Source organism: bacterium SCSIO 12696, from assembly GCA_024397955.1.
GTDB lineage: Bacteria > Pseudomonadota > Gammaproteobacteria > Pseudomonadales > Porticoccaceae > SCSIO-12696.
Genome location: CP073744.1, coordinates 1,701,901 through 1,727,779, shown reverse-complemented (window position 1 = coordinate 1,727,779; position 25,879 = coordinate 1,701,901). Strand labels below are relative to the sequence as shown.

The following is a 25,879-nucleotide window of genomic DNA, read 5'->3' as shown; positions in this document are numbered from 1 at the left end:
AGTGCAATGGAGTTAACGATAAGTTGCCTTGAAGCTGCCGGTGTATAGATCTATGGTATGGGTATCAGTGTAGAGCAAGCGTTTGCTCACGGATTGACCGAAGGAGTGGTGAGGTGTCTGAAAGTCCTTTCCAGTGCGTTGTATTCAAGCAGTATATTTTTTCCTTCGTCGACCGGCTGAGTGCAAGGGTTATTACGGCTCGATCATATATTAATCGAGTATCCCGATAATTATTGTTATAAAACAAAAGGCTTCTTAAGCAAGCTGTTAGGCAGAAAAGGAGAAAAAATGGAACTAGGTGCCTCATTATTCTTGATCGCCTGTGGAGTTATCCTTCTTTGCGCCGGGTTACTGGGAGGTGGCTTTAAAATAGTCGGGTATAAAGTCCCGCGTATCCTTTCAAAAATCCTAAGAATTGTTGCTTCTATATTGGGTGTTGTTTTTCTTGTCATCGGACTTCAACTTGAATGCAATTGTCTCATTCCTTCACAAGAGTCAAAGGAAATCAGTATTGATCGTGCGGTATTTCAAATTCCTGACGCAACTGTATATTGCAACGCGACCTCTTCGATTAAGTCGCTTTGCGAAGGGAAATTGTCCTGCTCGATCGTCTCTGATCTTACTCATTGCGGAGACCCCAGGAGAGGAACGCGAAAAATACTCAAAGTTACCTATAGTTGCGGGTCACGCGGTATGCCGATTCTTGCTGTGCACGAGGGGTTGACAGAAACAATTGATTGTTCAGATTAAAACTTGTCTAACAGTTTGCTCAACTACGTTACGGGCACAAAAAAGTGAGCTCTTCACGGATAGCCTGCGTTCCGGTAACCGTTCAGCAAAGTTTTATGTATAAATAATATTTAAATGGGGAGTCGAATGGCAAGGAATGATACTTTTTTGCTGGATGGAATAATTGATGAGCGCGTCGAGAATAAAATTCCGTCTGATAGGCGGGATGAAGCGTTTGAATATCTTGCTTTTGAACAATGGCTAAAGCCTTTCGATCTATCAGTAGAAGAAGTTCTTTTTGGTTCTGTTGACGGGAGAGATGATGGTGGAATTGATGGATTCTATATTTTAATTAATGGCCACCTTCTAATGGATGTTGAGGGGTTCTCTTGGCCCCGGTTTGGGTCATTATTAGAAGTTCGCGTAATCACATGCAAGCATCATGAAACATTTAAACAGGCACCACTTGATAGTTTGGTTGCTAGCTTATCTGAGTTATTTGATTTCGCTACTCCATCCGAAGACCTTAAAGGAAACTACTCCGATGAAGTTCTACATTGTCGAGAGAACCTAAAGTTTGCTTATAGAAAATTATCACCAAGGTTAAGTGAGTTCAATATTTCGTATGCATACGCATCTCGAGGAAATACTGAGGATATTGGTAGAGCAGTCCAAGCTCGATCGGAACAGATATCTTCGATAACGAACGATTTATTTGGAAATTGTAAGGTTAAATTCGATTTTTTGGGGGCTACAGAACTATTGGTGCTCCATAGGCAGATTCCTAATTTTAGTCTTGAATTAAAATTTTCTGAAGTTTTGTCTAGTGGAGAAAGGTATGTACTTCTGGCAAACCTAGGTGATTATAACCAGTTTATAACCGATAACGGAAATTTGAGAAGATATCTTTTTGATTCCAATGTGCGTGATTACATGGGGTTAAATAGGGTTAATGAAGACATCAAATCAACACTAGAAGATGAAGGATCTACTGATTTTTGGTGCTTAAATAACGGTGTGACAATATTGGCTACATCTGCAAGTGTAGTAGGTGATTCTATAAATATGGAAGACATACAAATTGTCAATGGTTTGCAAACATCTGAATCAATATTTCGGTATTTCGAAGCAGGTGGTGTAGATAATGCTAATCGTTCTGTTCTAATTAAGGTTATCGTTTCTCAAGAAGAAGACGTTCGAGATTCGATAATTCGAGCAACAAACAATCAAACTGATGTTGAGTTGGCATCACTTCATGCAACCGACAAAATTCAGAGGGACATAGAAGATGTTTTTAATCGATCGGACTTCTTCTACGAACGAAGAAAGAACTACCATCACAATATAGGAAACCCTGCTTCAAAAGTTATTACTCCACTGTACCTTGCTTCGGGATTTGTAAACCTAGTATTAAAGTTACCTCAAAAAGCTTCAAATCTTAAGTCTAGATTTATGAGATCTGATGATTCTTACAATTTAGTATTTTCAGATCATGTGCCACTAGCTGTTTATCCAGTAATCGCAGAGGTATTAAAGCTTACTGATCAAGTATTGGAAACATTTCGCCCAAGAAGAGGTGTTGGTGGAGAAAAATTCCTTAAGCGCTGGAGGCAAATTACTAGTCTTATTACAGTCTCAAGGCTTTTGGGAAAGTATGATTTTTCTGTGAAAGATCTTTCAAGCCTAGACGTTTCGCTATGCTCGCCTACGGAAATTGAAAGGACATGGAGGTTTATACAAACTACTCGCTCATCTGATGTTTTGGACAAAAGAGTAAGAGGAAAACGCTACTTTGTTGAGCTGTGTAAAGAAGCAGCTATTGAGTTTTCTATATCTAATCCCGAAAGAGTAGAGCGAGCAAAAGAACTTCATGCACATCAATCAAGGGTAGTATCTGCCAGAGGGAAACAGGATCGAGTTGTAGATTTGAATTTTGCACTCAAAGTGAATGAATTGCTTCCTGACCAACCTTGGAAGCCACGAGTTCACCATAAAGTCACCAGGGTGCTCAAGTGTACAAATAAAGAATACTTTGCGGCAGTACAGTTATTAATAGATGAAGGGCTGAGGAATAAACAACGTGATGGAGTTGTATATGATACAGATGGAAACGTGATCACTTTTGATCCAGAAAGGGTAGACCCAGAAACCATGGAGCTTATTCAGTAAGTAGATGCATCACACTCGGTTTCGCCGGATCTTTTGCCCTGCCGGCGCGTCGCAAAAACCCAATAAGCTAGAGCATTGTATATCTTTGTGAAACCGAATTAGGAGAAAAACGTGTCTGATTCCACTAAAAACTTCTTTGATGCTTGGCGAATCGAGGAGGCTGAACTTCGATTTACCAAAATAACCGGTGCTGTCACTGAAAATATACGCTACGACGACCCTCGCACACCCAGCACTCTAAATGGTATTGAGGCATTAAGTAACTACGTAGGCATGTTTAGTGAAAGTGCACCTGGATGGTCAGCTGAAGTAGTTAAAAGCGATACCATCGGCAACGTCACCCGTGCCACGGTCGCCTTCAGTGGAATGGGTCCTGATGGTGTCGAACAAGTTCAACTCGGTCAGTATTTTTTGGAAAAAGATGGCGACCTAATATGCCGTATGGTGGGATTTGTTGGCACCGGTGATTATAAATAACTTTATGCGTGAGGCTGGTCAGTCTAGAAAACGGGCCAAATGATCTCGCATTTGCCAACGCCCTTTAACTGGGCGTTAGGTGCTATTTGGCGTACGGAGGCAAACATGAATAAATTGGCGAAAGGTTCTTGCAATTGTGGCTGTGTTGAATTTGAAATAAGCCTAAATCTTAAAGATGTTTATATTTGCCATTGTTCGATTTGTCGCAAGTCGACGGGTAGCGGTGGAATCGCCGTTTCTGTGGTGCCGAATGAAAACTTTAATTGGGCTGCAGGGCAAGAATACATAAAAACTTGGCACAAGCCGAACCACGATTGGGAAACTAGCTTCTGTACAAATTGTGGTTCACCTTTGCCTGGTAAGAATGACGAATCTTCCACCTATATCCCTGTGAGTTTGCTAAATTCGGGCTCGGAAAACCTAAAAATTAAAAAGCACTTATTCCTGGACTCGTGTGCAGTATGGGAAGACGTGTAAGTAAGCCATAGTACAGGTAAAACCTCTAAAGCAGGGTAAATCCATTATATGGTTTATAAAACATGATAAGAATTGCGAAAGTTGAAGATGCAGGAAATATTGCGGCTTTAATGGTGCAAGTGTGGCTGCATACATACGCCAAGGACGGCATTAGGGGTGCTATATCAAGCTATGTTTTTTCTGAGTTTACAGAAGAAAAGCTAGTTAACGATATAGTCGATACGAAAAAGCAATGTTTCGTCGCTGAAGAAAACAAACATATTGTCGGTGTTTCACTATTGAACCTCGATAGTGAGTGCCCTGCCACACATGAGAAGTTGCCTGAACTGGATAGGCTTTATATCCAAGAGCACTTCGGGGGTATGGGTCAGATCTGTTGCTGGGGTCAATGGCGTGTTGCAAGAACTCGGGCTTTAAAAAATTGTGGTTAACCGTTAATTCTAAAAATGAGCCAGCTATCAAATTTTATAAAAAGCATGGCTTTTATGAAGTCGGGGTGACTAACTTTGAGTTAGGGGGAGAGCGTCACGAGAATCGTGTTTTTCACAAATCAATCCTATAGGTAAGAGAGGGGGGGCGTCGCAGCAAACTGTGCTGCTGATTTCGGTACTAACGGGAATTTTGGGGTTCATGCTCTCTCAATTATCATCGCAATTCCCTGTCCAACCCCAATACACATGGTGCACAGCGCATACTGTCCACCATCTCCCTGTAATTGATACATCGCTGTCGTCACTAGCCGAGCGCCGCTCATACCGAGCGGGTGGCCAAGTGCAATAGCGCCGCCGTTGCGGTTGACGTGCTCGGCGTCGTCTGCCAATCCCAGTTCGCGCATACAGGCCAACCCTTGGGCGGCAAAGGCTTCGTTGAGTTCGATCACGTCCATTTGCTCAAGGGGCAGTCCCGCTTTGGCTAGCACTTTACGAGTAGCGGGTACCGGGCCAATGCCCATAATCCGAGGCTCCACTCCGGCGGTGGCCATGGCGACGATTTTGGCTTTTGGCGTCAGGCCGTATTTTTCCACCGCAGCTTTTGAGGCGATCAACAGTGCGCAGGCGCCGTCATTAATACCAGACGCATTGCCTGCGGTTACGGTGCCGCCATCGCGAAAGGGAGTTGGTAATTTGGCCAAGCCTTCAGCGGTGGTACTGGCTCGAGGGTGTTCGTCGGTATCGACAATTAAATCGTCTTGCTTGCGTCGAGGCACCTTTACCGGGACGATTTCGTCGTTAAAAATACCGTTGGCCTGGGCGGCGGCGGTGCGTTGTTGGCTGCGCAGGGCAAAGGCGTCCTGATCTTCCCGGGAGATGTTGTAATCCTCCGCCACGTTCTCGGCGGTTTCTGGCATGGAGTCCACACCGTATTGGTTTTTCATCAGTTTGTTAATAAAGCGCCAGCCCATGGTGGTGTCGAACATCTGCTGGTTGCGGTCAAATCCGTTATTGGCCTTACCCAACACAAAAGGTGCGCGGGACATTTGTTCAACGCCACCGGCGATAATCAGATCCGCTTCGCCGGATTTAATGGATCGAGCGGCCATGCCCACCGCATCCATGCCGGAGCCGCACAAACGGTTGAGAGTGGTGCCCGGAACATCAATGGGCAGGCCTGCCAGCAGCGAACTCATGCGAGCAATATTACGATTGTCTTCCCCGGCCTGATTGGCGCAGCCGTAAAACACATCGTCCACCTGAGCCCAATTCACACAGGCGTTGCGTTCCATAAGGGCTTTGATCGGTGCCGCACCCAGGTCGTCGGCGCGCACGGATGACAGGCTGCCACCGTAGCGGCCAATGGGTGTGCGTACTGCGTCGCAGATATAGGCTTCGGTCATGTTGTTCTCTGGTTACGATTCACTGAAAAAATTGTTCCCGGCAAAGCACTTGCGTTGAATCAGGGGCGAGAGCCGGTAGCGGTCTTCGCCGTACAGCAGTGCCAGGTTTTCCAATACGCTGGCTACCAGTGGAATGCCCAAGTGGTCGGCCCACGCCAGTGGCCCTTGCGGGTAGTTGACTCCGCCTTTCATTGCAATGTCCACCGCTTCGGCATTGCATACGCCTTGGTTGACGGCATCGGCGCTTTCGTTGGCCAGCATGCAAACGGTGCGCATCACAATCATGCCGGGAATATCGTCGATCACCGACACCTGTTTACCGATAGCTTGGAACAGTCCGGCGGCTTTTTGCAGGGCTTCTTCAGAGGCTTGATCCGCTTTGGCAATGGCAATTCGAGTGGCGTTGTTGTAGTCCAGTGCCAGGTCGAACAGCACCAGTTCGTTCAGTTCTTCTTCGGCGGCCAGTTCGGTGGCCATGGCACCCTTGGTCAGGCGCAGTTCGACGCCATCCACCCACAAAAAGTCGTGATCGGCTTCTTCGCTGAGTTCCACAGTAATACCGGCATCTTGAATTTGCTCAATCAGTGATTCGGCCACACCCCCTTTCCCATAAACGAGTGTGCCGCCAACAATTACCCGTTCGGGTTTGGGGCCTGATGCGGCGGTGTGGGGTAATGTTTGCTCAGTGCCCTCGGCGTAGTTGTAAAAGCCGTGGCCAGTTTTGCGCCCTAGGCGACCTGCCTGTACCAGTTCTTGTTGCACCAGTGATGGCAGGAAGCGCTGGTCTTGAAAATAGGCGTTGTATACGGAATTAGTGACGGCGTAATTGACGTCCATGCCGATTAAATCCATAAGCTCGAACGGCCCCATTCGAAAGCCGCCAGCTTCGCGCATAACGGCGTCGATGGTCGCCACATCGCTGCCGCCTTCTTGTAGTACCCGCAGAGCTTCTGCGTAAAAAGGGCGTGCCACCCGGTTAACAATAAACCCGGGTGTGGATTTGGCCATAACCGGGTGTTTGCCCCAGCTGGCTGCTGTATCGTAAACCGTTTGCAGGGCATTGCAGTCAGAGGCCAGGCCCGTAATGACTTCCACCAGTTTCATCACCGGCGCCGGATTAAAGAAGTGCATGCCCACCAGGCGTTCCGGTTGCTTGAGTCCGGCAGCAATGGCGGTGACAGAAATGGAGGATGTGTTGGTGGCCAGAATCACATCGTTGCCACAAACTTCTTCGAGCTGGGCAAACAGGCTTTGCTTGATTTCCAGTTTTTCGACGATGGCTTCCACCACCAGCTTGGCGGATGACAGTTCTTGCAGCGAGCCGCAAGCTATAATGCGACCTACCAGTTCCTCAGCCTGCTCGGTCGTCATTTTGCCTTTGGCGATCAGGCGATCGAGGCCTTTGCGGGTTTTATTGATGCCCAACTGCGCGGCGCCTTCTGCCGCGTCGAATAACAGCACCCGATGGCCCGCCGCAGCGGCCACTTGCGCAATGCCTGCACCCATGGTGCCTGCACCGATAACGGCAATGCTGTCTGATGTGGAAAGTGCACTCATGCTATTTCTCTGTGGCCGTTCTTCTTAACTGTTCCCCTTTGACTATTCGCCCTTAAACTATTCCCCCTTAAACAGGGGCTTCCGCTTTTCCATAAACGCCGCTACGCCTTCGCGGAAATCTTTGGTGCGGCCGGCTTTGCGCATGTACTCTTTTTCCACTTCCAGCTGAAGGTGGTGGCTGTTGGCGGTGGATTCGTGCAGAGCGGCTTTAATCATGCCCAGAGCTTTGGTGGGTTTGCTGGCCAGATTGCGGGCCATGGCCATCACGTCCTCCATCAGGTTGTCGTCTTCTACACACTTCCAGATCATGCCCCACTCTTCAGCCTTTTTGGCTGGCAACTTTTCTCCCAACAGGGCCAGGCCTTTGGCGCGGGGCAAACCGACGGCGCGGGGCAGGTGCCAGGTGCTGCCAGAGTCTGGGATCAGACCGATATTGCAAAACGCCTGCACAAAATAGGCGCTCTCGGCGGCCACTACGATGTCGCACGCCAGGGCGAGGCTGGCACCAGCACCGGCGGCCACGCCATTCACTGCACACACCACCGGTTTGGGCAGGCCAAGCAGTTTGCGAATCAGCGGGTTGTAGTTTTTGTCGATGGAGTCGCCCAGGTCCGGTACTTCGGTGTCGTTGCGGTCGCTCAAATCCTGCCCGGCGCAAAACCCCCGGCCGGCCCCGGTGAGCACCAGGCAGCGCACCAACGGGTCGTTTTCCACGCATTTCAGTGCTTCGCGCAATTCCGTGTGCATGTCGGCGTTAAAACTGTTCAGGCGCTCCGGGCGGTTAAGTGCCAGAACCGCAACGTTGTCTTCAACGGTGTAGGTAATGGTGGTGAAGCTCATGTTTTTGTCCTATTCGATGTGTTCAGGCTCTGGCAGAGCAGGTTTTTAGTCACGGTTCTTTTCTTTCTACCAGCGTCAGGATGCTGTAAATAGCAACTGCAACCCCCTCCTGGTTGGTGACTTCCACATCCCACTCTACAACACCGGTGGCTTTGAGATCATCCGGGCGTTTGTCCTTTTTGATCTTCTGTTTGCAGGTGAGTCGTGCCTGAATGGTGTCACCAATACCCACCGGCTCAATAAAACGCAGGTTGTTGAGGCCATAATTGGCCAATACCGGGCCGACGCCGGGGTAAACGAACAAACCGGCGGCGGCAGACAGCACAAAGTAACCGTGAGCCACGCGCTTGCCGAACAGGGATTCGGCGGCGGCGGTTTCGTCGAAGTGGGCGTAGAAGTGGTCGCCGGACAGACAGCCAAAATTGACGATATCCGCTTCGGTCACTGTACGACGGTGGGTAATCAGGCTGTCGCCGGGCTGAATTTCTTCAAAGTATTTGGTGAATGGGTGGGCTTCGGTCTGGTTGATCGCCGCGCCCGGCATATATTCGTTGGTGATAGCCGCAAGGGTAGTTGGCGAGCCCTGCAGGGCGGTGCGCTGCATATAATGTTTTACCGAGCGGATACCGCCCAGCTCTTCACCGCCACCGGCGCGACCGGGGCCGCCGTGAACCATCTGAGCCAGTGGGGAACCGTGGCCGGTAGATTCCCCAGCGCAGTCGCGGTTAATAATCACCATGCGGCCGTGGTAGGCGGCGGTGCCCAACACCGCTTCCCGGGCTTCTGTGTTGTCGTAGGTAAACACGGAGCTGACCAGCGAGCCCTTGCCCAGTTTGGAAATCTGAATGGCCTGTTTCAGATTGTCGTAGGGCATCAGGGTACTGACTGGGCCAAAGGCTTCCACTTCGTGAGGCGTGGCTGTGGTTAATGGCTGGTCGCAGTACAGCAGGGTGGGTGGGAAAAACGCCCCTTGGGTTTTGTCGGTTCCAACAACCTCAAAATCGCGGTCACCGCCAAACAGCGTGTCGCAGGATTGCTGCAAGGTTTTTACCGCGTCCCAGGTGTCGCTTACCTGGTCGCAGCCCACCAGTGCACCCATACGCACACCTTCGGTGGCCGGGTTGCCAATCACCGTTTTGGCAAGGCGATTTTTCAGGGCTTCGGAAACCACCCCCACTTTATTACGCGGCACCAGAATGCGGCGGATGGCGGTGCATTTTTGCCCTGCTTTGGTGGTCATTTCCCGCCCCACTTCTTTGATGAACAGGCTGAACTCGTCGCTGTCCTCGCTAACGGTTTCACCGAGAATGCAGCAGTTCAGCGAGTCCGCTTCCATGTTGAAGGGAATGGAATTTTCGATAATGTTGGGGTGGGTTTTCAGCATCTTTCCGGTTTTGGCGGAGCCGGTAAAGGTGACGCTGTCTTGCTCGATGAGGTGATCCAGCAGATCGCCGGTGGAGCCGCAAATTAATTGGATGGAGCCTTCGGGCAAAAAGCCGGTGTCGATGATCTCCCGCACCATTAACTCGGTGAGGTAGGCAGAAGCGGTGGCAGGCTTCACAATCACTGGAACCCCGGCTGCCAGGGATGGGGCGATTTTTTCCAACATCCCCCAAATCGGGAAGTTAAACGCGTTGATGTGCAGCGACAGGCCCTCTTTGGGCACCAGAATATGACGGCCCACAAAGGTGCCGTTGGCCGACAGGCGCTCGGTGTCGCCTTCCACTGCAAAGGTTTCGTTGGGTAATTCCCGGCGCACCATGGAGCTGATGCTCAGCATGGTACCGATGCCGCCTTCAATGTCGATCCAGCTATCGGCTTTGGTGGCGCCGGTGGCGGCAGACAGTTCGTAAAACTTCTGTTTGACGCTCAGCAGGTGAAGGCCAAGTTGTTTCAGGGCCGTGGCACGCTCGTGAGTGGTCATCGCCCGCAGAGCCGGGCCGCCCACACTGCGGGCGTATTCCGCCACCGCCTTAAAGTCGATGCCGGCACTGGAAATATGCCCCAGAAATTCACCGGTAATGGCATGGAACACTTGCTGCCCTGGCTCAGTGCCCGTGTGCCAGTGGCCACACACATAACTTTGGTAATTCATTGCGGGTATCCGGGTTCGCGGGTGTTGCGATTTATTCTACTTTAAAATGATACAAAAAAATCAATAATCAAGTAAATTTTGTGTTGTTTTGGGGTTGGGCAGTAATCAGTTGCCACATTCAGTTTAGTTGAGGTTATGCTTTCCGACTCAGTGGTTTAAATGGCAGTACCATGAGCAGTAGTTTTGATGTGCACAAAAACACCCCCGTAGCCGCTTTCGGCATTGTTTTGGTTTCGGCAGTCTGTTGTTCCACTCAAGGTGTACAAGCGGCGCAAGAGACGGTTGAGAAGGCGGCTGAAGAGGTGGTGTCTGTGGCCCGTCGTATTGATGATTCGCGCCTCGAAAGTCCACACAGTATCAGTACTCTCACCAATATCCCGTTTGTGTCCCAAAGCCATATTCAGCAGGCTTTGTTGAGGGTGCCCGGGGTGAATTTACACCGTGGCAATGGTCAGGAGTACTTGCCGGCGATTCGCTCACCGGTATTAACCGGTGCCGGTGCCTGTGGTTCGTTTTCGATTACCGAAGACGGCATCCCCCTGCGGGCGGCGGGTTTTTGCAATGTCAACGAGTTGTTTGAGTCGCACACTGAACAGGCGTTTCGTGTCGAGGTACAGCGCGGGCCAGGCACTGCGGTGCACGGTTCTAACGCGCTGCACGGTGTGGTGAATGTGATTACTCAGGACTTTGGTGGCGAGCCCGGTGGCCGATTTAGTGTGGAAGCTGGGGCCAATCATTTTGGCCGTATTCAGTGGCGGCAATCCGGCGAAGATTGGGGAGCCAAGTTAACCCTGAGCCACGATTCCGGCTATCGGGATCAGGCGGGTTATGAACAACAAAAACTCAGCTTGCATCGGCGTACCGAGCTCGGCGATTGGCAGGCAACCGCTGGTCTGTCTTTAACCAACCTCAGCCAGGAAACCGCGGGCTTTATCACCGGCGAAGGCGCTTATCTGTCGGAAGCCTTGTCGAGAACCAACCCAACACCCGAGGCGTTTCGCGATGCCTCTTCTGCAAGGCTGTGGCTGCGCTTTGAGCAGGAATTGGAGAGCGGCAGCACGGTGGTTACGCCTTATTTGCGTTACACCCGTATGGATTTTCTGCAACATTTCTTGCCCGGTGACCCGTTAGAGGAAAACGGCCAGGCCAGTATTGGTGTACAGAGTGTGCGTTATTGGAACCGCGATAGTGATTTGGTGCTGGGCGTGGGCGCCGACCTGGAATTTACCGACGCCTGGCTGCGTCAGTCCCAGGATGCCCCGACCCAAGGTTCGGCTTTCTTGCAGGAAACCATTCCGGTGGGCCGTCACTACGATTACCAGGTGAATGCACAAATGGCGGCAGTGTTCGGGTCTGTAGACTGGAACTTGACTGCCAAAGTGGCTTTGCAAGCGGGCTTGCGCCTGGAGTCCATGCGTTACGATTACGACAATTTTCTGCCCGCGGGGCGCACCCGTGAAGACGGCTCTGTGTGTGGCTTTGGTGGCTGCCGTTACAGCCGCCCAGAGGATCGCAGCGACACTTTTACCAATCTCTCTCCCAAGTTGGGTGCCAGCTATCAGCTGGCGGAAGGGCAATTGGTTTTTGCCAATTGGACTCACGGCTTTCGTGCCCCACAGGCGGCTGAACTCTATCGCTTGCAGCGTGCTCAACAGGTGGCTGAGCTGGACTCCGAAGAGGCAAACAGTTTGGAGTTGGGGGTGCGTGGCGATTTCCCTCGCCTTCGCTACGAGTTGGCTCTGTACCGCTTGCGCAAAGACAACGTGATTTTTCGGGACTCGGATTTTTTTAACCGGGATAACAGCCGCACCAGCCATCACGGCATTGAGGCAGAAATCAGCGCTCAGCTGGGGGCGGGGTTTGATGTGTCCGCTAATGCCAGCGTTGCCCGCCATCGCTACGACTCTGACCAGATTTTGTCTGGCATCAATATCAACGGCAATGATGTGGATACGGCGCCGCGGCGTTTTGGCAGCTTACGTCTCGGCTGGGGGGATGCTGAAAACATGCGTCTGGAGGCGGAGTGGGTAGTGGCTGGCAGTTACTTTCTGGACCCGGAAAATTTGCGCACATACCCAGGCCATCGGCTGCTGAATATTCGTGCGTCCTGGCAATTGTCTTCGGATTGGACTGTGCGGGCGCGGCTGCTCAACGCCACTGACCGGCGTTACGCAGAGCGCGCTGACTTTACGTCGTTCAGCGGCTTTCGCTATTTCCCCGGAGAACCCCGCTCGCTGTTTGTGGGGGTGGAGAGGGTTTGGTAAGTGCCTGCTATGGACGGCATTCACTAGCGCAATTTACTGCCCCCAATTTTCGATCACTTCCACAAATTTACTGAGCCAGGCGTTGGTCTGAAACGCATCCACGGCGCGGTGATCAATGCTCAATGACACGTAACACTTGGGGCGGATGCGGATTTCATCCGCTCCATTGACTTCCGCCACCTCCACCCGTTTTTCCAGTTTGCCAATGCCCAGTATCGCCACTTGAGGTTGGTTGATAATAATGGGTGCCGCCAGCAAACTGCCGCTGACCCCGTGATTGGAGAGGGTAAAGGTGCCGCCGCGCATATCCGCTGGCGACAGCTTGCCGTTGCGAGCTTTACTGGTTTGTTCGCTCAGGGCTTTGGCGATATCAAACAGCTCCAGGTTTTGCACTTGTCTAACCACGGGAACCACCAGTCCTTCGCCCCCCAAGGCGGTGCCAACGCCGATATTGATGTCGTCAAAAATCTCCAGAGCGTCCTGGTGGAATTGGGCATTCATCTGTGGCACTGCCTTCATGGCTTCCACGCAGGCGGCCAGAAAGTAGGCGGTGAAAGTGAGTTTTACGCCTTTTGCCTGGTACTCTTTTTTGTGCCACTTGCGGTGTTCAATCAGGTTGCTCATGTCCATTTCGAATACCGAAGTCACATGAGGGGACTTGTGCAGCAGGCTCTCCACCATATGGCTGGCGATAGATTTGCGCATCTGGCTGTGGGGCACCAGGCGGCTGGCCATGCCCTGGCTGCCGGGTTTTGAGCTGGGGTATTTGTTGGGTGCGGTGCTGCGCTTGTCTTGTTCGGCAAGGCCACTGCTTAAGTAGGCAACTACGTCGTCCCGTGTGACTCGCCCACCTCGGCCAGTGCCGCGAATATGGTCGATATTGAGCTCGTGCTCGGCGATCAGCTTGCGTACCGCTGGGCCTACCAGGTGGCGGGCAGAGTGGTCGTTATTTGCCGGATTGTTCTCGGCTTGTGGTGATTCTGTGTGTGCGGCCTCTGCAAACGGCTCGCCGTTGGCAACATGGCGCACCGCAGCCGTGATATCGGTGTTGAGTTTGCCCAGCAGCTGATCGGGCTCGACGGCGGTGCCTGCCTTGGCAAGCAGCTCCACAATAACACCGCTGCTGGGTGCCACGACTTCGATGGCCACTTTATCCGTTTCCAGCTCGGCCACCGGCTGGTTTTCCTCTACGGTGTCGCCAACCGCAACCAGCCATTGACTCAAAGTGGCTTCGGTGCCTTCCAGTTGCTCGGCGGATAGGGTGATGTCGATGGTATCGGTCATGGGCATTCCGTGTTTTTAAATATCCAGCAGTTCTTGTATTTCCGCGGCGATTTTTTCCGCACTGGGCACAGTGGCGTTGAGCAGGTGAATATTGTGCGGGCTGGGAATGTCGGGCATCGCCAGGCGACGGATAGGAGCATCCAGGTCAAAAAACAGTTCGTCGCTGAGGGTGGCGGCAATCTCGGCGCCAAAGCCGGCGGTTTTATTGTCTTCGTGCACAATCAGGCAGCGGCCGGTTTTTTTCACTGAGGCCAAAATGCCGTCTTTGTCCCAGGGCTGGATGGTGCGCAGGTCGATCAGTTCAACCTGGTTGCGATATTGGCTCGCTGCCGCTTCACAGCGTTGCACCATCGCGCCCCAGGTCACCACTGTGAGTTTGTTGCCGCTGAGCAGGGTTTTGGCCTTGCCAAAGGGCACAACGAATTCGTGGCCGGGGTAGGGGCGGCGGGCCCAGCTGTTATCCAGCAGGGAGCGGTGCTCAAAGAATATGGTGGGGTTGTTGCTTCTCAACGCTGAACGCAAAAGCCCCACAGCATCTTCTGCGTTGGAGGGCATGGCTAGCTGCCAGCCCACTTTGTGAGCCCACTCCACCTCGTCGCACATGGAGTGCCAGGGATCGCCGCGGCGGGCAAAACCGCCGGGTACCCGTACGACCATGGGGGCGGCAAATTGGTTGGCGGTGCGCCAGCGCATAATGCCGGTGTCGGTCAGCTGTTCGGCGGCCGGTTCGGCGTATTTGCGAAACTGGATTTCCGGCACCGGCATTAACCCCGCCAGAGCCATACCCACGGAGCGGCCGATAATGCCTTCTTCTGAGAGGCTGGTATCAAATACCCGGTCGTTGCCGTATTTGTCGCTCAGGCCCAGGGTGGCAGCGTGCACACCGCCCTTGGGGCCGACGTCTTCACCGAACACCAGCACCTTGGGGTTGGTGTCCAGCTCGTAATCCAGGGTTTTGCGAATGGCGGTAAGCATATTCAGGCGAGCGCCCTCAGGTCGGGTCTGTTCGCTGGAGGTGGGGAACTGGTGGCCAGCAGCTGCCAGGCCTCCACGCAGTTGGATCTCCGGATTGCCGTTTGCGTCTTTCTCTTCGTATCGGTAACGAGTGACTTCTGTGGTGTTGGGCTCTGGGCGTTGCAGGGCCTTTCCCACCGCCTCTTGGACTTCTTGAGTTGCCTGGTCTTCCAGTGCTGACCATTGCTCTTCGCTAATCAAGCTTTGCTGCAACAGAAAGTTTTTTAGCTTGGGCAGCGGGTCATTAGCCTGTTCGTGGGCGATAAAATCCGCGGGCTTGTAGGTTTGGGTATCCTGGAAAGTATGGCCGCACAAGCGGGGTACTTTCAGGCGCAGCAGGGCAGTGCCTTTGCCGCTGCGCACGTAATCCACCGCCTGTTTGATTTTGGTGGCTGCTTCCAGCGGGTCTGAGCCATCGCCGTCGACAATCTCCAGCTGTTTGTATGCCGCCAAATTGGCCACCTGATCGCCACCGGGGGTCTGCACTTCCTGGGGGACGGAAATGCCGTAGCCATTGTCTTCGATATAAAACAGGTGAGGCAGGTTGTTGGTGGTGGAAATGTTGAATGCCGCCCAAAAACCGCTGGTGGACATGGAGGAGTCCCCGCCCATGGAGACCCCAATAGCGCCTTTATAGCTGTGGTCGTTTAAGGAGTGTTGGTGGTAAAGCAGAGACTGGGCCCAGCCGGAAATGGGCGAATACTGGGAGCCGACGCCACCACACATGGGGAACAGCATGGCACCAGTGCGCTTTTCGTTGGGGTAGTTGCACACTACGCCGATATCGCGGCCATCGCTGTAGCCGCCACTGCGGGCTAATGGGCCAGCCAGAGAAACTTCAAAGTCTTCCCCCAGGGCCAGCACAAAAGGGCGTGAGCGGTAATAACCGGTGGCACCGTCGTGGGGATGGGTGAGCAATGATCCCAGCATTATCTGGGCCATATCGTGGCCGCGAGCGGAAAACTGATTAAATACCAGTTTTTGCGGTACCAGCTGTTGTTCTTCAACATCGTCCATCGTCCGTGAGGCGAGAATCAAGTAAGCCACCCGGTGCCAGTCGTAGGCGCTGATAATTTGTTGGTGAGGACCAGTGGTGGCGTCCATAGCCTGTAATTCCGCTGAAGACATAAATCGACCTTGTTGAATGGCTATTGCTGTGGCGAAGGTCTAACTACTTTATATAGTAAGGTGGGAAATTTGTTTTCGTTGTTGCTTGATAATAGTGCATTTAAGCAATATTCTTTCTTTTAAGTGTTTTTTAGGGAAGGGTTATTTCTTGGATAAGTACGATATCCAGATACTTCACGAGCTGCAGCTGGACGGGCGACTTTCTAATCGCGACCTGGCAGAGCGTATCTCTTTGTCACCTGCCCCTTGTTGGCGGCGGGTAAAGCGATTGCAGGACGAGGGGGTAATCGAGAGTTACAGCGCCCGCATCAATCAGAAAAAGGTGGGCCTGCAGGTAATCGCCTTCGCCGAAGTAACCCTGGAAAACCACCACCCGGAAACCATTGAGAAGTTTCTTGAGCGTGTGCATCAGAATAAGGAAATTCTGGAATGCCACTCGGTCACCGGGCAGTGTGATTACCTGCTCAAAATCGTGTCCGGGGATATGGAGGCTTACGAGCAATTTTTGTCGTCGCAGCTGTTGGTATTGCGCGGGGTACGTTCGGTGAGTACTTTGATTTCCATGCGCCAGAACAAGCTCACTGGCGAACTGCCCATTACTGGATAACAAGCCCAATAGACGAGAGCCGACACAGTGCCCACCGCTGCCAGCCAACTGAACAAACTATTGCAACAATTTCGCCAGCGCCGCCCCATGCGCGCCGGCTCTTTGGTGGTGACGCTATTTGGCGACACCATCTCCCAACATGGCAACAGCGTATGGTTGGGCAGTGTGATTCGGGTGTTGGAGCCACTGGGCCTTAATCAGCGCTTGGTGCGAACGGCAGTTTACCGCCTGATGCAGGATGATTGGCTCTTTTCGGAGCAAATAGGCCGCAAAAGCTATTACAGTTTAACGGCCTCTGGACTGCGTCGTTATCAAAAAGCCGCTCAGCGCATCTACGCCGCAGACCACGGCCTGGATGGCGGCGACTGGTTATTTGTGTACTTGAACGAGTTGGCGGAAAAACAGCGGGAGCTGCTGCGCAAAGAGTTGCGCTGGTTGGGGTTTGGCAACTTGTTTCCCGGTGTTATGGCAAAGCCCGGTGTGGAGCGCGTGCCCTTGGACGAAACCCTGGTTGAATTGGGGGTGCAAGAACAGGTTGTTGTGATGCGCTGCCAGCCAGACGACGGCCTGTCCGCAGAACAGCTGTGCCAGCGGGTATTTGACTGTTGGAATTTGGAGCAGCTGCAACAGCAGTACCGGGAGTTTTTGGTTCAATTTGCGCCATTACACAAGCGCTTCAATAAAGGCGATGGCTTGGATCAGGAAGCCAGTTTTCAGTTGCGCACTCTGTTGATCCACGAATATCGGCGGTTGTTGCTTAAGGATGCCGAACTACCCCAGGAATTGCTGCCCGCGGATTGGGAAGCTAAAGAAGTGCACGATATGACAGCTGATTTGTACCGCCAGATTCAGGAAAACGCCATGGCTTTTGCTATCACATCCATGGAAACTGCCAATGGCTGTTTGCCGGATGCAGAGGCGGATTACTTTTCCCGCTTTGGTGGACTGTAAAAGTCATTTTCAGCCTTGCTTGCCAGTTAATCCCGACTACAATACGCCTGTTTATTTGACCCACAGCTCCCCCGGGATACGACCATGTTTGAATCACTGCAAATATTGCCTCAAGACCCCATTCTTGGCCTGATGGGCCAATATCTGAAAGACGACAACCCCAAGAAAGTGGATTTGGGGGTAGGTGTATATAAGACACCTACTGGCGAAACCCCTATTTTGGCGTCGGTAAAAGCCGCTGAAGGACGCTGGATAGATGCCGAGACCACCAAGTCGTATATCGGCGGCCCGGGCCACCCCGTGTACAACAGCGAAATGCGCAAGCTGGCTCTGGGTGAAGGCCACCCGGCATTGCTGGCCAATCGAGTTGCCTCTATTCAGGCGCCCGGTGGTTGCGGCGCATTGCGCCTCGGTGGTGAGTTGATCAATCGCGCCAAGCCCGGTGCCACTATCTGGATGAGTAACCCTACCTGGGCCAACCACGTACCGTTGTTTGGCGAAGCGGGGCTGAACATCAAGGAATACCCTTACTACGACCGCAGCACTTGCTCGGTTGCCTTTGCCGACATGATCGGCACTTTGGAGCGCGATGCCCAGTCCGGTGATGTGGTGCTTTTGCACGCCTGCTGCCACAACCCCTGTGGCGCTGACCTGAACCTGGAACAGTGGGCGCAAGTCGCCGACCTGTGTGTGGAAAAAGGGCTGATACCCTTCGTCGATATGGCCTACCAGGGCTTTGGTGTGGGCTTGGACGAAGACGCCGCAGGCCTGCGCCTGATGGGTGAGCGAGTCAAGGAAATGTTTTTGTCAGTTTCCTGCTCGAAAAACTTTGGCCTCTACCGTGAGCGTATAGGCCTGTTGTTGGTGATTGCCGAAGACAGTAACAAAGCAGAAGCCGCTGGCAGCCAGCTGATTAATATTGCTCGTGGTATCTGGTCTATGCCCCCAGCACACGGTGCTGCCATTGTGGCCACCATTTTGGAGTCTGCAGAACTGACCGAGCAATGGCAGGGCGAAGTGGCAGAAATGCGCAACCGCATTAACGGCCTGCGAGCCCAAGCCGTGGCCAAGCTTAATGCTGCCTGCAATGGTGCCGACTTTGGCTTTATCGAAAAGGAGTTTGGCATGTTCTCGTTCCTGGGAATTACCCCGGAGCAAGTGGCGCGCCTGAAAGACGAATTCAGCATCTACATGGTGGGCTCCAGCCGCATTAACGTGGCCGGACTGAATGATGCCAATATGGATTACTTTGCGGAGTCTGTGGCGAAGGTTTTGTGATCTTCTCTTCGTCATTCCGGCCTTCGCGGGAGTGACGTTGAGAGAGTTGAGTAGGCTGGCTAAATGAAAAAAACCGCGCTGACTTGGCGCGGTTTTTTTTGTCTTTCAGAATTGGCTAAGGTCAGGTTTGCAACCACTTCGCCATTTGCAATCGGCTCCAGCCGGTCACATCCAGCCAATGGTTATCTCTGCCCTTGGCCATCACTTTGCCGTTATCCAGGCGATGGGGAATTTTGTACTGCTCGAGAATGGCGGTCAGCTCGAAAATGCACATGGCTGTCTCTCCCGTTTCTCCAAAAATAATTGGTGTTGGTACTGCAAACGCTATACTCGCTATTTTGCGCGCTTTCTTTGCATTTCTTTACTGAATTTCGTAAGGAGTCCCATACCCTGTGGGTATGGGGTGCTGAGGGCGTTTTTTACGAGTTTTCCCGGGCGATGGCTCGATAAGCGATATCGGTGCGGTATTCCACGCCGTTCCAGGAGATTTGCTCAACCAGCTGATAGGCTTTGGTCTGGGCTTCAGAGACGCTGTCGCCAAGGGCGGTGGCGCAGAGCACCCGACCGCCGCTGGTGACCACGTTATCGCCGTCGATTTTGGTGCCAGCGTGGAAGACTTTGGCGCCGTTATCAACTTGAGCGGTAAGGCCGGAGATTACTTCGCCTTTGGCGTAACTGCCGGGGTAGCCACCGGCAGCCAGTACCACGCCCACGGCGGCGCGGCTGTCCCACTGGGTGGTTTTACTGTTCAGCTGGCCGTCGATAGCGGCCTGGCACAGTTCCACCAGGTCGGACTGCAGGCGCATCATAATGGGCTGGGTTTCCGGATCGCCAAAGCGGCAGTTGTACTCGATCACTTTGGGCTGGCCCTGGGGGTTAATCATCAGGCCCGCGTACAGAAAGCCGGTGTAACTGTTGCCTTCTGCCGCCATGCCGCGCACGGTGGGCAGGATCACCTGCTCCATAATGCGCTGGTCGATTTCCGGGGTCACTACGGGAGCTGGTGAGTAGGCACCCATGCCACCGGTGTTGGGGCCTTTGTCGCCGTTGTAAGCGCGTTTGTGGTCCTGGCTGGTGGCCATGGGCAGTATGTTCTCGCCGTCTACCATCACGATAAAACTGGCTTCTTCCCCTTCCAGAAATTCTTCGATCACCACTCGGCAACCGGCATCGCCAAAGGCGTTGCCCGATAACATGTCCCGTACCGCTGCTTCCGCTTGCTCCAGAGTTTCGGCGACAATCACGCCTTTACCCGCAGCCAGGCCGTCGGCTTTTACCACAATCGGCGCGCCCATTTTGTGCAGGTAGGCAATGGCGTCATCCACATCGGTAAAGTTGCCGTAACCGGCGGTGGGAATGTTGTGGCGAGCGAGAAAGTCTTTGGTGAACGCCTTGGAGCCTTCCAGTTGGGCCGCGCCCTGTGACGGGCCAAAGCAGCGCAGGCCTTTTGCGGCAAAGAAGTCGACAACCCCATCCACCAGAGGCGCCTCCGGGCCAACAATGGTCAGACCGCAGTTATTGCTTTCGGCAAATTCTGCCAGTGCCGCAAAATCCGCCACATCGATGGCGACGTTCTCCAGTTTTGCTTCCAGTGCGGTACCGGCGTTACCGGGTGCTACAAAAACGGTTTCTACGTTTGCTGATTGTGCGGCTTTCCACGCCAAAGCGTGTTCACGGCCGCCGCTGCCGATTACGAGTACGTTCATGGGAATACTGGAAAAGTTGCTGGGTTAAAAAGTGCGCGAATTGTACCTGTTTGCAGGTATCAGCTCTAGCGTGATTCTTGTCAATTGCATTAAATATTTCGAATATAATGGAAATATTTAATGCAATCAGTTAAGGTTGCGTTCATGAAGCATCAAGATGCCACCAAATGCTTGGCTGAGTTAGGCCACGATACTCGTCTTAGTATTTATCGCTTGCTGATTAAGGCGGGTAGCGATGGTATGGCGGTGAGTGAATTGTTAGCTAGGCTGAAGATTCCTGGTTCTACCTTGTCGCATCATTTGCATCGTTTAATGCAAGTAAACTTGGTGCATCAACAGCGTGAAGGGCGAGTTTTGCGCTGTACTGCCAACTATGTGGTCGTACAGGAGGTTATCGCTTATTTGATGGCGGAGTGCTGTGTGGGGCCTGATAGTTAAAATTTTTTGAGTTTATATTTCGAATTTTTTAGAAATAAAGAGTTCGGAAATAAAGAGTTCGGAAATAAAGAGTTCGGAAATAAAGAGTTTTGAAGTGAAGGGCTCGGAAATATTTTGTGAGTGATAAATAGAGGAGGTGCCAAATGGCCCTTAATTTGAGTGTAAAGTCAGTTGTTGATCGGTTGCTAAAAAACCAAGCAGAGGACTACCGCGCGCCGCGATTTTTAATCATTTACGGCTCTCTGCGAGAAGCTTCCCACAGCCGCAAGTTGGCCCTTGAAGCTCGCCAAGTGCTTGAGGGCTTTGGCGCTGAGGTGAAAATATTCGACCCTGAGGGGCTGCCAATTTTTGATGGCCAGAATGCTGGCGACCCCAAAGTAAAAGCATTGCGCGAATTGGCGTTGTGGGCGGATGGACATGTGTGGATCAGCCCGGAAATTCACGGTAATTTTTCTGGCGTATTTAAAAATCAAATTGACTGGATACCGCTTAGCGAAGGAGCAGTGCGCCCCACTCAGGGGAAAACCCTGGCATTAATGCAGATTACCGGGGGTTCACAGTCGTTTAACGCAGTTAATAATATGCGCATTTTGGGGCGTTGGATGCGAATGTTTACGATCCCCAATCAGTCGTCTATTGCTAAAGCGTGGCAGGAATTTGATAGCGACGGTCGTTTAAAGCCGTCGCCGTTTCGAGATCGGGTGATGGATGTGTTGGAGGAGCTATTTCGAGTCACGCTTCTGATGCGTGGTCAGAAAGATTACCTGACGGAACGCTACAGCGAGCGAACAGAAACACAGAGCCAGATTAATCAGTTGTTGGATGAAGCGGGTGATATTGATTTGGTGCCGCCGTCGAAAACCAAATGCAGTACCTCCAGTGTTACCTGTTGTTGACGATTCCGTAGCCCGGGTTTCGCTGCGCTGCACCCGGGCTACTCCTTGGCGCGAATTTTAGTGTCTGAAATGTCTCATGCCAGTAAACACCATCGCCATGCCGTGCTCGTCTGCGGCGGCAATGACTTCTTCATCGCGCATGGAGCCGCCGGGTTGAATCACAGCACTGATGCCAACTTTGGCGGCGTTGTCGATGCCGTCGCGGAACGGGAAGAAAGCGTCAGAGGCCATTACCGCCCCTTTTACTTCCAGGCCCGCGTGTTCGGCTTTGATGGCGGCGATGCGGGCGGAGTTAACCCGACTCATTTGGCCAGCGCCAACGCCGATGGTCTGGCCGTCTTTGCCGTAGATAATGGCGTTGGATTTCACCATCTTCGCCACTTTCCAGGCGAACAACAGGTCGTCCATTTGTTCGTCGCTGGGGGCGACTTTGGTCACCACCTTGAGGTCTTCTTTGTTGACCATACCATTGTCTTTTTCCTGAATCAGTAGGCCGCCGTTCACGCGTTTGTAATCGTAGGCAACAGGACGCTCACCTTGCCACTCGCCACAGGCCAGCAGGCGTACATTTTTCTTGGCGGAGACCACTTCTACCGCTGCGTCAGACACCGCTGGCGCGATAATCACTTCCACAAATTGCTTTTCCACAATGGCTGCTGCGGTATCCGCATCCAGTTCGCGGTTAAAGGCGATAATGCCGCCAAAGGCGGATTCCGGGTCGGTGGCAAAGGCCAATTCGTAGGCGGTTTTAATGTCGCTCGATACCGCCACGCCACAGGGATTGGCGTGCTTGACGATCACGCAGGCGGGCTCGTCGAACAGTTTGACGGTTTCCAGAGCCGCATCGGTATCGGCGACGTTATTGAACGACAGCTCTTTGCCTTGTAATTGAGTGGCAGTGGATACGGATGCTTCAGCAGGCTCGGCTTCTTTAAAGAAAGCGGCTTTTTGGTGCGGGTTCTCGCCGTAGCGCATGTCCTGTGCTTTCAGGTATTGCACGTTGTAGGTGTCGGGGAAGTCGCGTTTCTCGTTATTGGTGTTGCGAGCACCAAAGTGGTTGGCAATCATGCCGTCGTACATGGCGGTGTGCTCAAAGGCTTTAACCATCAGGCCGTAACGGGTTTCGTAGCCCAGTGCGCCGTTGTTGGCTTGCATTTCAGCCAGTACCGCATCGTAATCGCTGGCGTTAACCACAATCGCCACGTCTTTGTGGTTCTTGGCAGCGGAGCGCACCATGGTGGGGCCGCCGATATCGATGTTTTCGATAGCGGTAGGCAGGTCGCAATTGGGGTCAGCTACGGTCGCTTTAAACGGATACAGGTTAACCACTACCATGTCGATTTGCTGAATGCCGTGCTCGGCCATCACTGCGTCGTCTTTGCCGCGACGGCCGAGAATGCCGCCGTGTACTTTGGGGTGCAGTGTTTTCACGCGGCCGTCCATCATTTCCGGGAAGCCGGTGTAGTCGGATACTTCCACCGCGGGCACACCGTTTTCGGTGAGCAGACGGAAAGTGCCGCCAGTGGAAAGAATTTCAACGCCCTGGGCAGTCAGAGCCTGGGCAAATTCAACAATACCGGTTTTGTCGGAAACGCTGATCAGTGCGCGTTTCACGGGTGTGAGAACAGTGTTCAGTTGTTCGGTCATCGAAGGGGTATCCAGTTTGTGCAGGGGTAAAAAGTGGGCCGATAACGGCGGTTATAAAAGGTCGTACTGCTTGAGCTTTTTGCGCAATGTGCCTCGGTTCAAACCAAGGATTTGTGCGGCTTTGCTCTGGTTGTTGCGTGTGTAGGCCATCACGGTCTCTAGTAGCGGCTGCTCCACTTCACTGATCACCAGGTCGTACAGGCCAGTGGTCATTTGCCCGTCCAGGCATTCAAAAAAGTGTTTCAGGGCATATTCCGTGCAGTAGCGCAGAGACTCATGCTCGTGAGGCTGATTATCGTCGATGGCCGCTTCGCTGTCGGCCTGGATGGTGAATGTGTCGGGTGTCATGCAACCTGTTCCTGAATCGCGGTTCCAGAAAAAAACTGTTCCAAAAAATCCAATTGTTGTTGAGTTTCAGTGAGGCTGTTAAACGCAGCTCGCTGTTGTTTTTGCTGATCCGGTGCCAGGTTCAGTGTTGCCAGGTACCAGCCCAGATGTTTGCGCGCAATACGCGGCCCCATAGTGTCGCCATAGTGGCGATGCAGGCCATCGATGTGGCGCAACAATATGTTTTTCACCTCTGCCAAAGAGGGTTCTGCCAATTCCTGGCCAGTGGTCAGGTAGTGGTTTATTTCGCGAAATATCCAGGGTCGTCCCTGGGCGCTGCGGCCGATCATTACCGCTGCAGCCTGAGTTTTTTCCAGTACATGCCGGGCCTTGCTCGGCGAGTCTATGTCGCCGTTTGCCACCACGGGTATTCCCACTGCGCTGACAATTTCGGCGATGGTGTCGTACTCTGCCTGCCCCATAAAACGGCAGGCGCGGGTGCGGCCGTGTACCGACAGTGCGGCGATGCCACTCCGTTCCGCCAACCGGGCGATATCCACCCCGTTGCGCTGCTCTGGGGTGGTGCCGGTGCGAATTTTCAGGGTGACTGGCACGTCTACCGCGGCGACCACGGTTTGCAGAATATCCGCTACCAGAGGCTCGTCCTGGAGCAGTGCCGAGCCCGCGGCTCGTTTGCACACCTTTTTGGCAGGGCAACCCATATTGATATCAATAATCTGGGCGCCCAGGGCCACATTGGCGCGAGCGGCTTCGGCCATCATGGCTGGGTCTGCACCGGCAATTTGTACGGCACGGGGCTCTGGTTCGCTGCGGTGAATCAAGCGCTGTTGTGACTTGCGGCTGCTCCACAGACGCACGTCCGAGGTCACCATTTCCGCCACTACCAGGCCAGCACCCAGGTCACGACATAAGTGCCGAAATGGCAAGTCGGTGACCCCCGCCATTGGCGCGAGTACAGTGGGTTGCTGAATGTGGTATGGGCCAATTTGGAACACGATTTATTCGCCAGTGGCAGTTGCTGCAAGTACGCCCTTTCGCGAAGGGCGGTAATGATACTCGCAATGGATAACCGGAATAAAGTGAAATTGGTTAATTATTGTTCATTATTTCTGACCACCAGCATTTCGTAGTTGGTGGCGTCTGGTCCGGGGTCTGCCAGTTCAATGCGCACCCGCACAGGGCGCTTGGGAGGGAGTTGGTTTTTGCCACTCATTTCCCCTTGCAGGTACTCGCTGGGGTGGAAGCTGCGTTGGGCGATAGTTTCACCGCTGAGGTTGCTAAAGCTGAGCAATAGCCGGGGCATGGGTTGTGCAAAATCGGCTTGGTTCTCGATCACTGCTTCCACCAGCAGGGCATTGGCAGAGCTGGGGTGATTGCTGACCATCAGGTAGCTGGGTTTTATTTTTGCCAGGTCCACCTGAGGAGGAATCTGGCAGCCAGTAATTGCGCATAGCTTGTCTATCCAGGGTCGATACTGTAGCCATTGTTGCCCCAGCTCCGCAGCGTGAAAGTGCAGATATTGCAGTGGCAATAACGTGATGAGCAGGACACAGGCAATAGCCCACAGCGGATTGCGTTTGGGTTTGGCAGGGCGTGTGCCAAAGGGGAAGTCATCCGCGGGGTCTGGCGCTTCAAAAAGAGTTTCTTCAGCTGCTTCTGGTTCCGTCGGTTCACCGTCTGCGAGCTCTTCATCGTCTTCTGAATCGCAACTCAGTTCTATGATGGAGCCATCACTGTCGCAGCCCATAGCAATGACGGATTCGGCTTCCTCAGCGGGCAGGTCTTCCGATGGCTCGTGGGTCAACCGTGGGTGTTGCACGGCTGGAGGCAATGTCAGAGGTGCTTTGGGTGTGTCGGGCTCTAACTGTTGTTCGGGTTCGGTGTAACTGGGTGGCTGTTGTTCGATTTGCTCTACAAGGCTGGCATCCATTTGGTCATGGATCAGCACTTCGTCGTCAAGATCTGGGGTGCTTACTGGTTGCTCTGCCAGTGGTAATTCGAAATGACTGCGAGCATCAAAAATACTCAGGCAGGCGCCGCAACGCACTTTGCCGCCGGCGAGCTGTAACTGCTCATCACTCACCTGAAAGGCGATGGTGCAGGCGGGGCAGCGAGTGATGTAGTCCATGGCGGTGGTGCT

General features: G+C 52.9%; 24 protein-coding genes. 12 read left to right on the top strand and 12 right to left on the bottom strand.

Going from position 1 to position 25,879, the window contains the following annotated elements:
* Nucleotides 1-288 precede the first annotated feature (288 nt).
* From KFE80_07935 to KFE80_07910, 6 genes are all read left to right on the top strand, one after another.
* The gene (locus KFE80_07935) at nt 289-750 is read left to right on the top strand and encodes a hypothetical protein (GenBank protein UTW44330.1); all 462 of its coding nucleotides are present in this window, start codon (nt 289-291) and stop codon (nt 748-750) included.
* Nucleotides 751-876: 126 nt separating this feature from the next.
* Complete coding sequence (locus KFE80_07930; GenBank protein ID UTW44329.1) at nt 877-2,898, top strand: AIPR family protein; 2,022 nt, start codon at nt 877-879, stop codon at nt 2,896-2,898.
* A gap of 111 nt (nt 2,899-3,009) precedes the next feature.
* Complete coding sequence (locus KFE80_07925) at nt 3,010-3,375, top strand: hypothetical protein (GenBank protein ID UTW44328.1); 366 nt, start codon at nt 3,010-3,012, stop codon at nt 3,373-3,375.
* A gap of 105 nt (nt 3,376-3,480) precedes the next feature.
* The gene (locus KFE80_07920; GenBank protein ID UTW44327.1) at nt 3,481-3,852 is read left to right on the top strand and encodes a GFA family protein; all 372 of its coding nucleotides are present in this window, start codon (nt 3,481-3,483) and stop codon (nt 3,850-3,852) included.
* Between the two features lie 62 nt (nt 3,853-3,914).
* On the top strand, nt 3,915-4,283 hold the full coding sequence (locus tag KFE80_07915) for a hypothetical protein (GenBank protein ID UTW46747.1): 369 nt from the start codon (nt 3,915-3,917) through the stop codon (nt 4,281-4,283).
* Nucleotides 4,241-4,414, top strand: a complete 174-nt coding sequence (locus KFE80_07910) for a GNAT family N-acetyltransferase (protein ID UTW44326.1) — start codon at nt 4,241-4,243, stop codon at nt 4,412-4,414. The genes KFE80_07915 and KFE80_07910 overlap by 43 nt, the downstream gene beginning before the upstream one ends.
* 66 nt (nt 4,415-4,480) lie before the next feature.
* Here KFE80_07910 and pcaF read toward each other — a convergent pair whose 3' ends face one another.
* The 4 genes from pcaF to paaZ are packed head-to-tail and all read right to left on the bottom strand — an operon-like array spanning nt 4,481 to nt 10,178.
* Entirely contained in the window at nt 4,481-5,686 is a 1,206-nt protein-coding gene (gene pcaF / locus KFE80_07905) for a 3-oxoadipyl-CoA thiolase (GenBank protein UTW44325.1), read from the bottom strand.
* Between the two features lie 12 nt (nt 5,687-5,698).
* Entirely contained in the window at nt 5,699-7,243 is a 1,545-nt protein-coding gene (gene paaC, locus KFE80_07900) for a 3-hydroxyacyl-CoA dehydrogenase PaaC (protein UTW44324.1), read from the bottom strand.
* 57 nt (nt 7,244-7,300) lie between these two features.
* The gene (locus KFE80_07895) at nt 7,301-8,083 is read right to left on the bottom strand and encodes a 2-(1,2-epoxy-1,2-dihydrophenyl)acetyl-CoA isomerase (protein UTW44323.1); all 783 of its coding nucleotides are present in this window, start codon (nt 8,081-8,083) and stop codon (nt 7,301-7,303) included.
* 49 nt (nt 8,084-8,132) lie between these two features.
* Nucleotides 8,133-10,178, bottom strand: coding sequence for a phenylacetic acid degradation bifunctional protein PaaZ (gene paaZ, locus KFE80_07890; protein UTW44322.1), 2,046 nt, complete (start codon nt 10,176-10,178; stop codon nt 8,133-8,135).
* Nucleotides 10,179-10,348: 170 nt separating this feature from the next.
* On the opposite strand from paaZ, the gene KFE80_07885 reads away from it, so the two are divergent.
* Nucleotides 10,349-12,442 carry a TonB-dependent receptor gene (locus tag KFE80_07885; protein UTW44321.1) on the top strand — a complete coding sequence of 698 codons (2,094 nt, stop codon included), beginning with the start codon at nt 10,349-10,351 and terminating at the stop codon, nt 12,440-12,442.
* Between the two features lie 33 nt (nt 12,443-12,475).
* On the opposite strand, the gene KFE80_07880 is transcribed toward KFE80_07885, so the two are convergent.
* Nucleotides 12,476-13,726, bottom strand: coding sequence for a 2-oxo acid dehydrogenase subunit E2 (locus KFE80_07880; protein ID UTW44320.1), 1,251 nt, complete (start codon nt 13,724-13,726; stop codon nt 12,476-12,478).
* A gap of 15 nt (nt 13,727-13,741) precedes the next feature.
* Nucleotides 13,742-15,844 (bottom strand): pyruvate dehydrogenase, encoded by a 2,103-nt coding sequence (locus KFE80_07875; protein ID UTW46672.1) that lies wholly within the window; start codon nt 15,842-15,844, stop codon nt 13,742-13,744.
* Nucleotides 15,845-16,016: 172 nt separating this feature from the next.
* Here KFE80_07875 and KFE80_07870 point away from each other — a divergent pair, with 172 nt between their 5' ends.
* From KFE80_07870 to KFE80_07860, 3 genes are all read left to right on the top strand, one after another.
* Nucleotides 16,017-16,475 (top strand): Lrp/AsnC family transcriptional regulator, encoded by a 459-nt coding sequence (locus KFE80_07870; protein UTW44319.1) that lies wholly within the window; start codon nt 16,017-16,019, stop codon nt 16,473-16,475.
* 87 nt (nt 16,476-16,562) lie between these two features.
* Nucleotides 16,563-17,426 carry a phenylacetic acid degradation operon negative regulatory protein PaaX gene (paaX, locus tag KFE80_07865; protein UTW46671.1) on the top strand — a complete coding sequence of 288 codons (864 nt, stop codon included), beginning with the start codon at nt 16,563-16,565 and terminating at the stop codon, nt 17,424-17,426.
* An 84-nt stretch (nt 17,427-17,510) separates the two neighbouring features.
* Complete coding sequence (locus KFE80_07860) at nt 17,511-18,704, top strand: aspartate/tyrosine/aromatic aminotransferase (GenBank protein ID UTW44318.1); 1,194 nt, start codon at nt 17,511-17,513, stop codon at nt 18,702-18,704.
* Nucleotides 18,705-18,825: 121 nt separating this feature from the next.
* Here the strand turns inward: KFE80_07860 and KFE80_07855 are convergent, their stop codons facing one another.
* Nucleotides 18,826-18,978 (bottom strand): hypothetical protein, encoded by a 153-nt coding sequence (locus KFE80_07855; GenBank protein ID UTW44317.1) that lies wholly within the window; start codon nt 18,976-18,978, stop codon nt 18,826-18,828.
* Between the two features lie 145 nt (nt 18,979-19,123).
* Nucleotides 19,124-20,410, bottom strand: a complete 1,287-nt coding sequence (purD, locus tag KFE80_07850; GenBank protein UTW44316.1) for a phosphoribosylamine--glycine ligase — start codon at nt 20,408-20,410, stop codon at nt 19,124-19,126.
* A gap of 144 nt (nt 20,411-20,554) precedes the next feature.
* Here purD and KFE80_07845 point away from each other — a divergent pair, with 144 nt between their 5' ends.
* Both KFE80_07845 and arsH read left to right on the top strand, forming a co-directional pair.
* Complete coding sequence (locus tag KFE80_07845) at nt 20,555-20,848, top strand: helix-turn-helix transcriptional regulator (protein UTW44315.1); 294 nt, start codon at nt 20,555-20,557, stop codon at nt 20,846-20,848.
* A gap of 143 nt (nt 20,849-20,991) precedes the next feature.
* Complete coding sequence (gene arsH, locus KFE80_07840; protein ID UTW44314.1) at nt 20,992-21,744, top strand: arsenical resistance protein ArsH; 753 nt, start codon at nt 20,992-20,994, stop codon at nt 21,742-21,744.
* A gap of 57 nt (nt 21,745-21,801) precedes the next feature.
* Here the strand turns inward: arsH and purH are convergent, their stop codons facing one another.
* The 4 genes from purH to KFE80_07820 all read right to left on the bottom strand — a co-directional run bounded on the left by purH (nt 21,802) and on the right by KFE80_07820 (nt 25,867).
* Nucleotides 21,802-23,391 carry a bifunctional phosphoribosylaminoimidazolecarboxamide formyltransferase/IMP cyclohydrolase gene (purH, locus tag KFE80_07835; GenBank protein ID UTW44313.1) on the bottom strand — a complete coding sequence of 530 codons (1,590 nt, stop codon included), beginning with the start codon at nt 23,389-23,391 and terminating at the stop codon, nt 21,802-21,804.
* A 51-nt stretch (nt 23,392-23,442) separates the two neighbouring features.
* The gene (gene fis / locus KFE80_07830; GenBank protein ID UTW44312.1) at nt 23,443-23,739 is read right to left on the bottom strand and encodes a DNA-binding transcriptional regulator Fis; all 297 of its coding nucleotides are present in this window, start codon (nt 23,737-23,739) and stop codon (nt 23,443-23,445) included.
* Nucleotides 23,736-24,734: a tRNA dihydrouridine synthase DusB gene (gene dusB / locus KFE80_07825; protein UTW44311.1), complete on the bottom strand. Its 999-nt coding sequence runs from the start codon at nt 24,732-24,734 to the stop codon at nt 23,736-23,738. Before dusB ends, fis begins: the two co-directional genes overlap by 4 nt.
* Before the next feature lie 98 nt (nt 24,735-24,832).
* On the bottom strand, nt 24,833-25,867 hold the full coding sequence (locus KFE80_07820; protein ID UTW44310.1) for a DUF3426 domain-containing protein: 1,035 nt from the start codon (nt 25,865-25,867) through the stop codon (nt 24,833-24,835).
* Nucleotides 25,868-25,879 lie beyond the last annotated feature (12 nt).

Excerpts from the sequence above, each read along its gene's own strand:
- KFE80_07860 (UTW44318.1), top strand. The coding sequence starts at position 17,511 with ATGTTTGAATCACTGCAAATATTGCCTCAAGACCCCATTCTTGGCCTG.
- purH (UTW44313.1), bottom strand. The coding sequence starts at position 23,391 with ATGACCGAACAACTGAACACTGTTCTCACACCCGTGAAACGCGCACTG.
- pcaF (UTW44325.1), bottom strand. The coding sequence starts at position 5,686 with ATGACCGAAGCCTATATCTGCGACGCAGTACGCACACCCATTGGCCGC.
- KFE80_07855 (UTW44317.1), bottom strand. The coding sequence starts at position 18,978 with ATGTGCATTTTCGAGCTGACCGCCATTCTCGAGCAGTACAAAATTCCC.
- KFE80_07875 (UTW46672.1), bottom strand. The coding sequence starts at position 15,844 with ATGGACGCCACCACTGGTCCTCACCAACAAATTATCAGCGCCTACGAC.
- KFE80_07915 (UTW46747.1), top strand. The coding sequence starts at position 3,915 with ATGATAAGAATTGCGAAAGTTGAAGATGCAGGAAATATTGCGGCTTTA.
- paaZ (UTW44322.1), bottom strand. The coding sequence starts at position 10,178 with ATGAATTACCAAAGTTATGTGTGTGGCCACTGGCACACGGGCACTGAG.
- arsH (UTW44314.1), top strand. The coding sequence starts at position 20,992 with ATGGCCCTTAATTTGAGTGTAAAGTCAGTTGTTGATCGGTTGCTAAAA.
- KFE80_07910 (UTW44326.1), top strand. The coding sequence starts at position 4,241 with ATGGCGTGTTGCAAGAACTCGGGCTTTAAAAAATTGTGGTTAACCGTT.
- KFE80_07885 (UTW44321.1), top strand. The coding sequence starts at position 10,349 with ATGAGCAGTAGTTTTGATGTGCACAAAAACACCCCCGTAGCCGCTTTC.
- KFE80_07845 (UTW44315.1), top strand. The coding sequence starts at position 20,555 with ATGAAGCATCAAGATGCCACCAAATGCTTGGCTGAGTTAGGCCACGAT.
- paaC (UTW44324.1), bottom strand. The coding sequence starts at position 7,243 with ATGAGTGCACTTTCCACATCAGACAGCATTGCCGTTATCGGTGCAGGC.
- KFE80_07930 (UTW44329.1), top strand. The coding sequence starts at position 877 with ATGGCAAGGAATGATACTTTTTTGCTGGATGGAATAATTGATGAGCGC.
- fis (UTW44312.1), bottom strand. The coding sequence starts at position 23,739 with ATGACACCCGACACATTCACCATCCAGGCCGACAGCGAAGCGGCCATC.
- KFE80_07935 (UTW44330.1), top strand. The coding sequence starts at position 289 with ATGGAACTAGGTGCCTCATTATTCTTGATCGCCTGTGGAGTTATCCTT.
- purD (UTW44316.1), bottom strand. The coding sequence starts at position 20,410 with ATGAACGTACTCGTAATCGGCAGCGGCGGCCGTGAACACGCTTTGGCG.
- KFE80_07895 (UTW44323.1), bottom strand. The coding sequence starts at position 8,083 with ATGAGCTTCACCACCATTACCTACACCGTTGAAGACAACGTTGCGGTT.
- KFE80_07880 (UTW44320.1), bottom strand. The coding sequence starts at position 13,726 with ATGACCGATACCATCGACATCACCCTATCCGCCGAGCAACTGGAAGGC.
- KFE80_07820 (UTW44310.1), bottom strand. The coding sequence starts at position 25,867 with ATGGACTACATCACTCGCTGCCCCGCCTGCACCATCGCCTTTCAGGTG.
- paaX (UTW46671.1), top strand. The coding sequence starts at position 16,563 with ATGCGCGCCGGCTCTTTGGTGGTGACGCTATTTGGCGACACCATCTCC.
- KFE80_07920 (UTW44327.1), top strand. The coding sequence starts at position 3,481 with ATGAATAAATTGGCGAAAGGTTCTTGCAATTGTGGCTGTGTTGAATTT.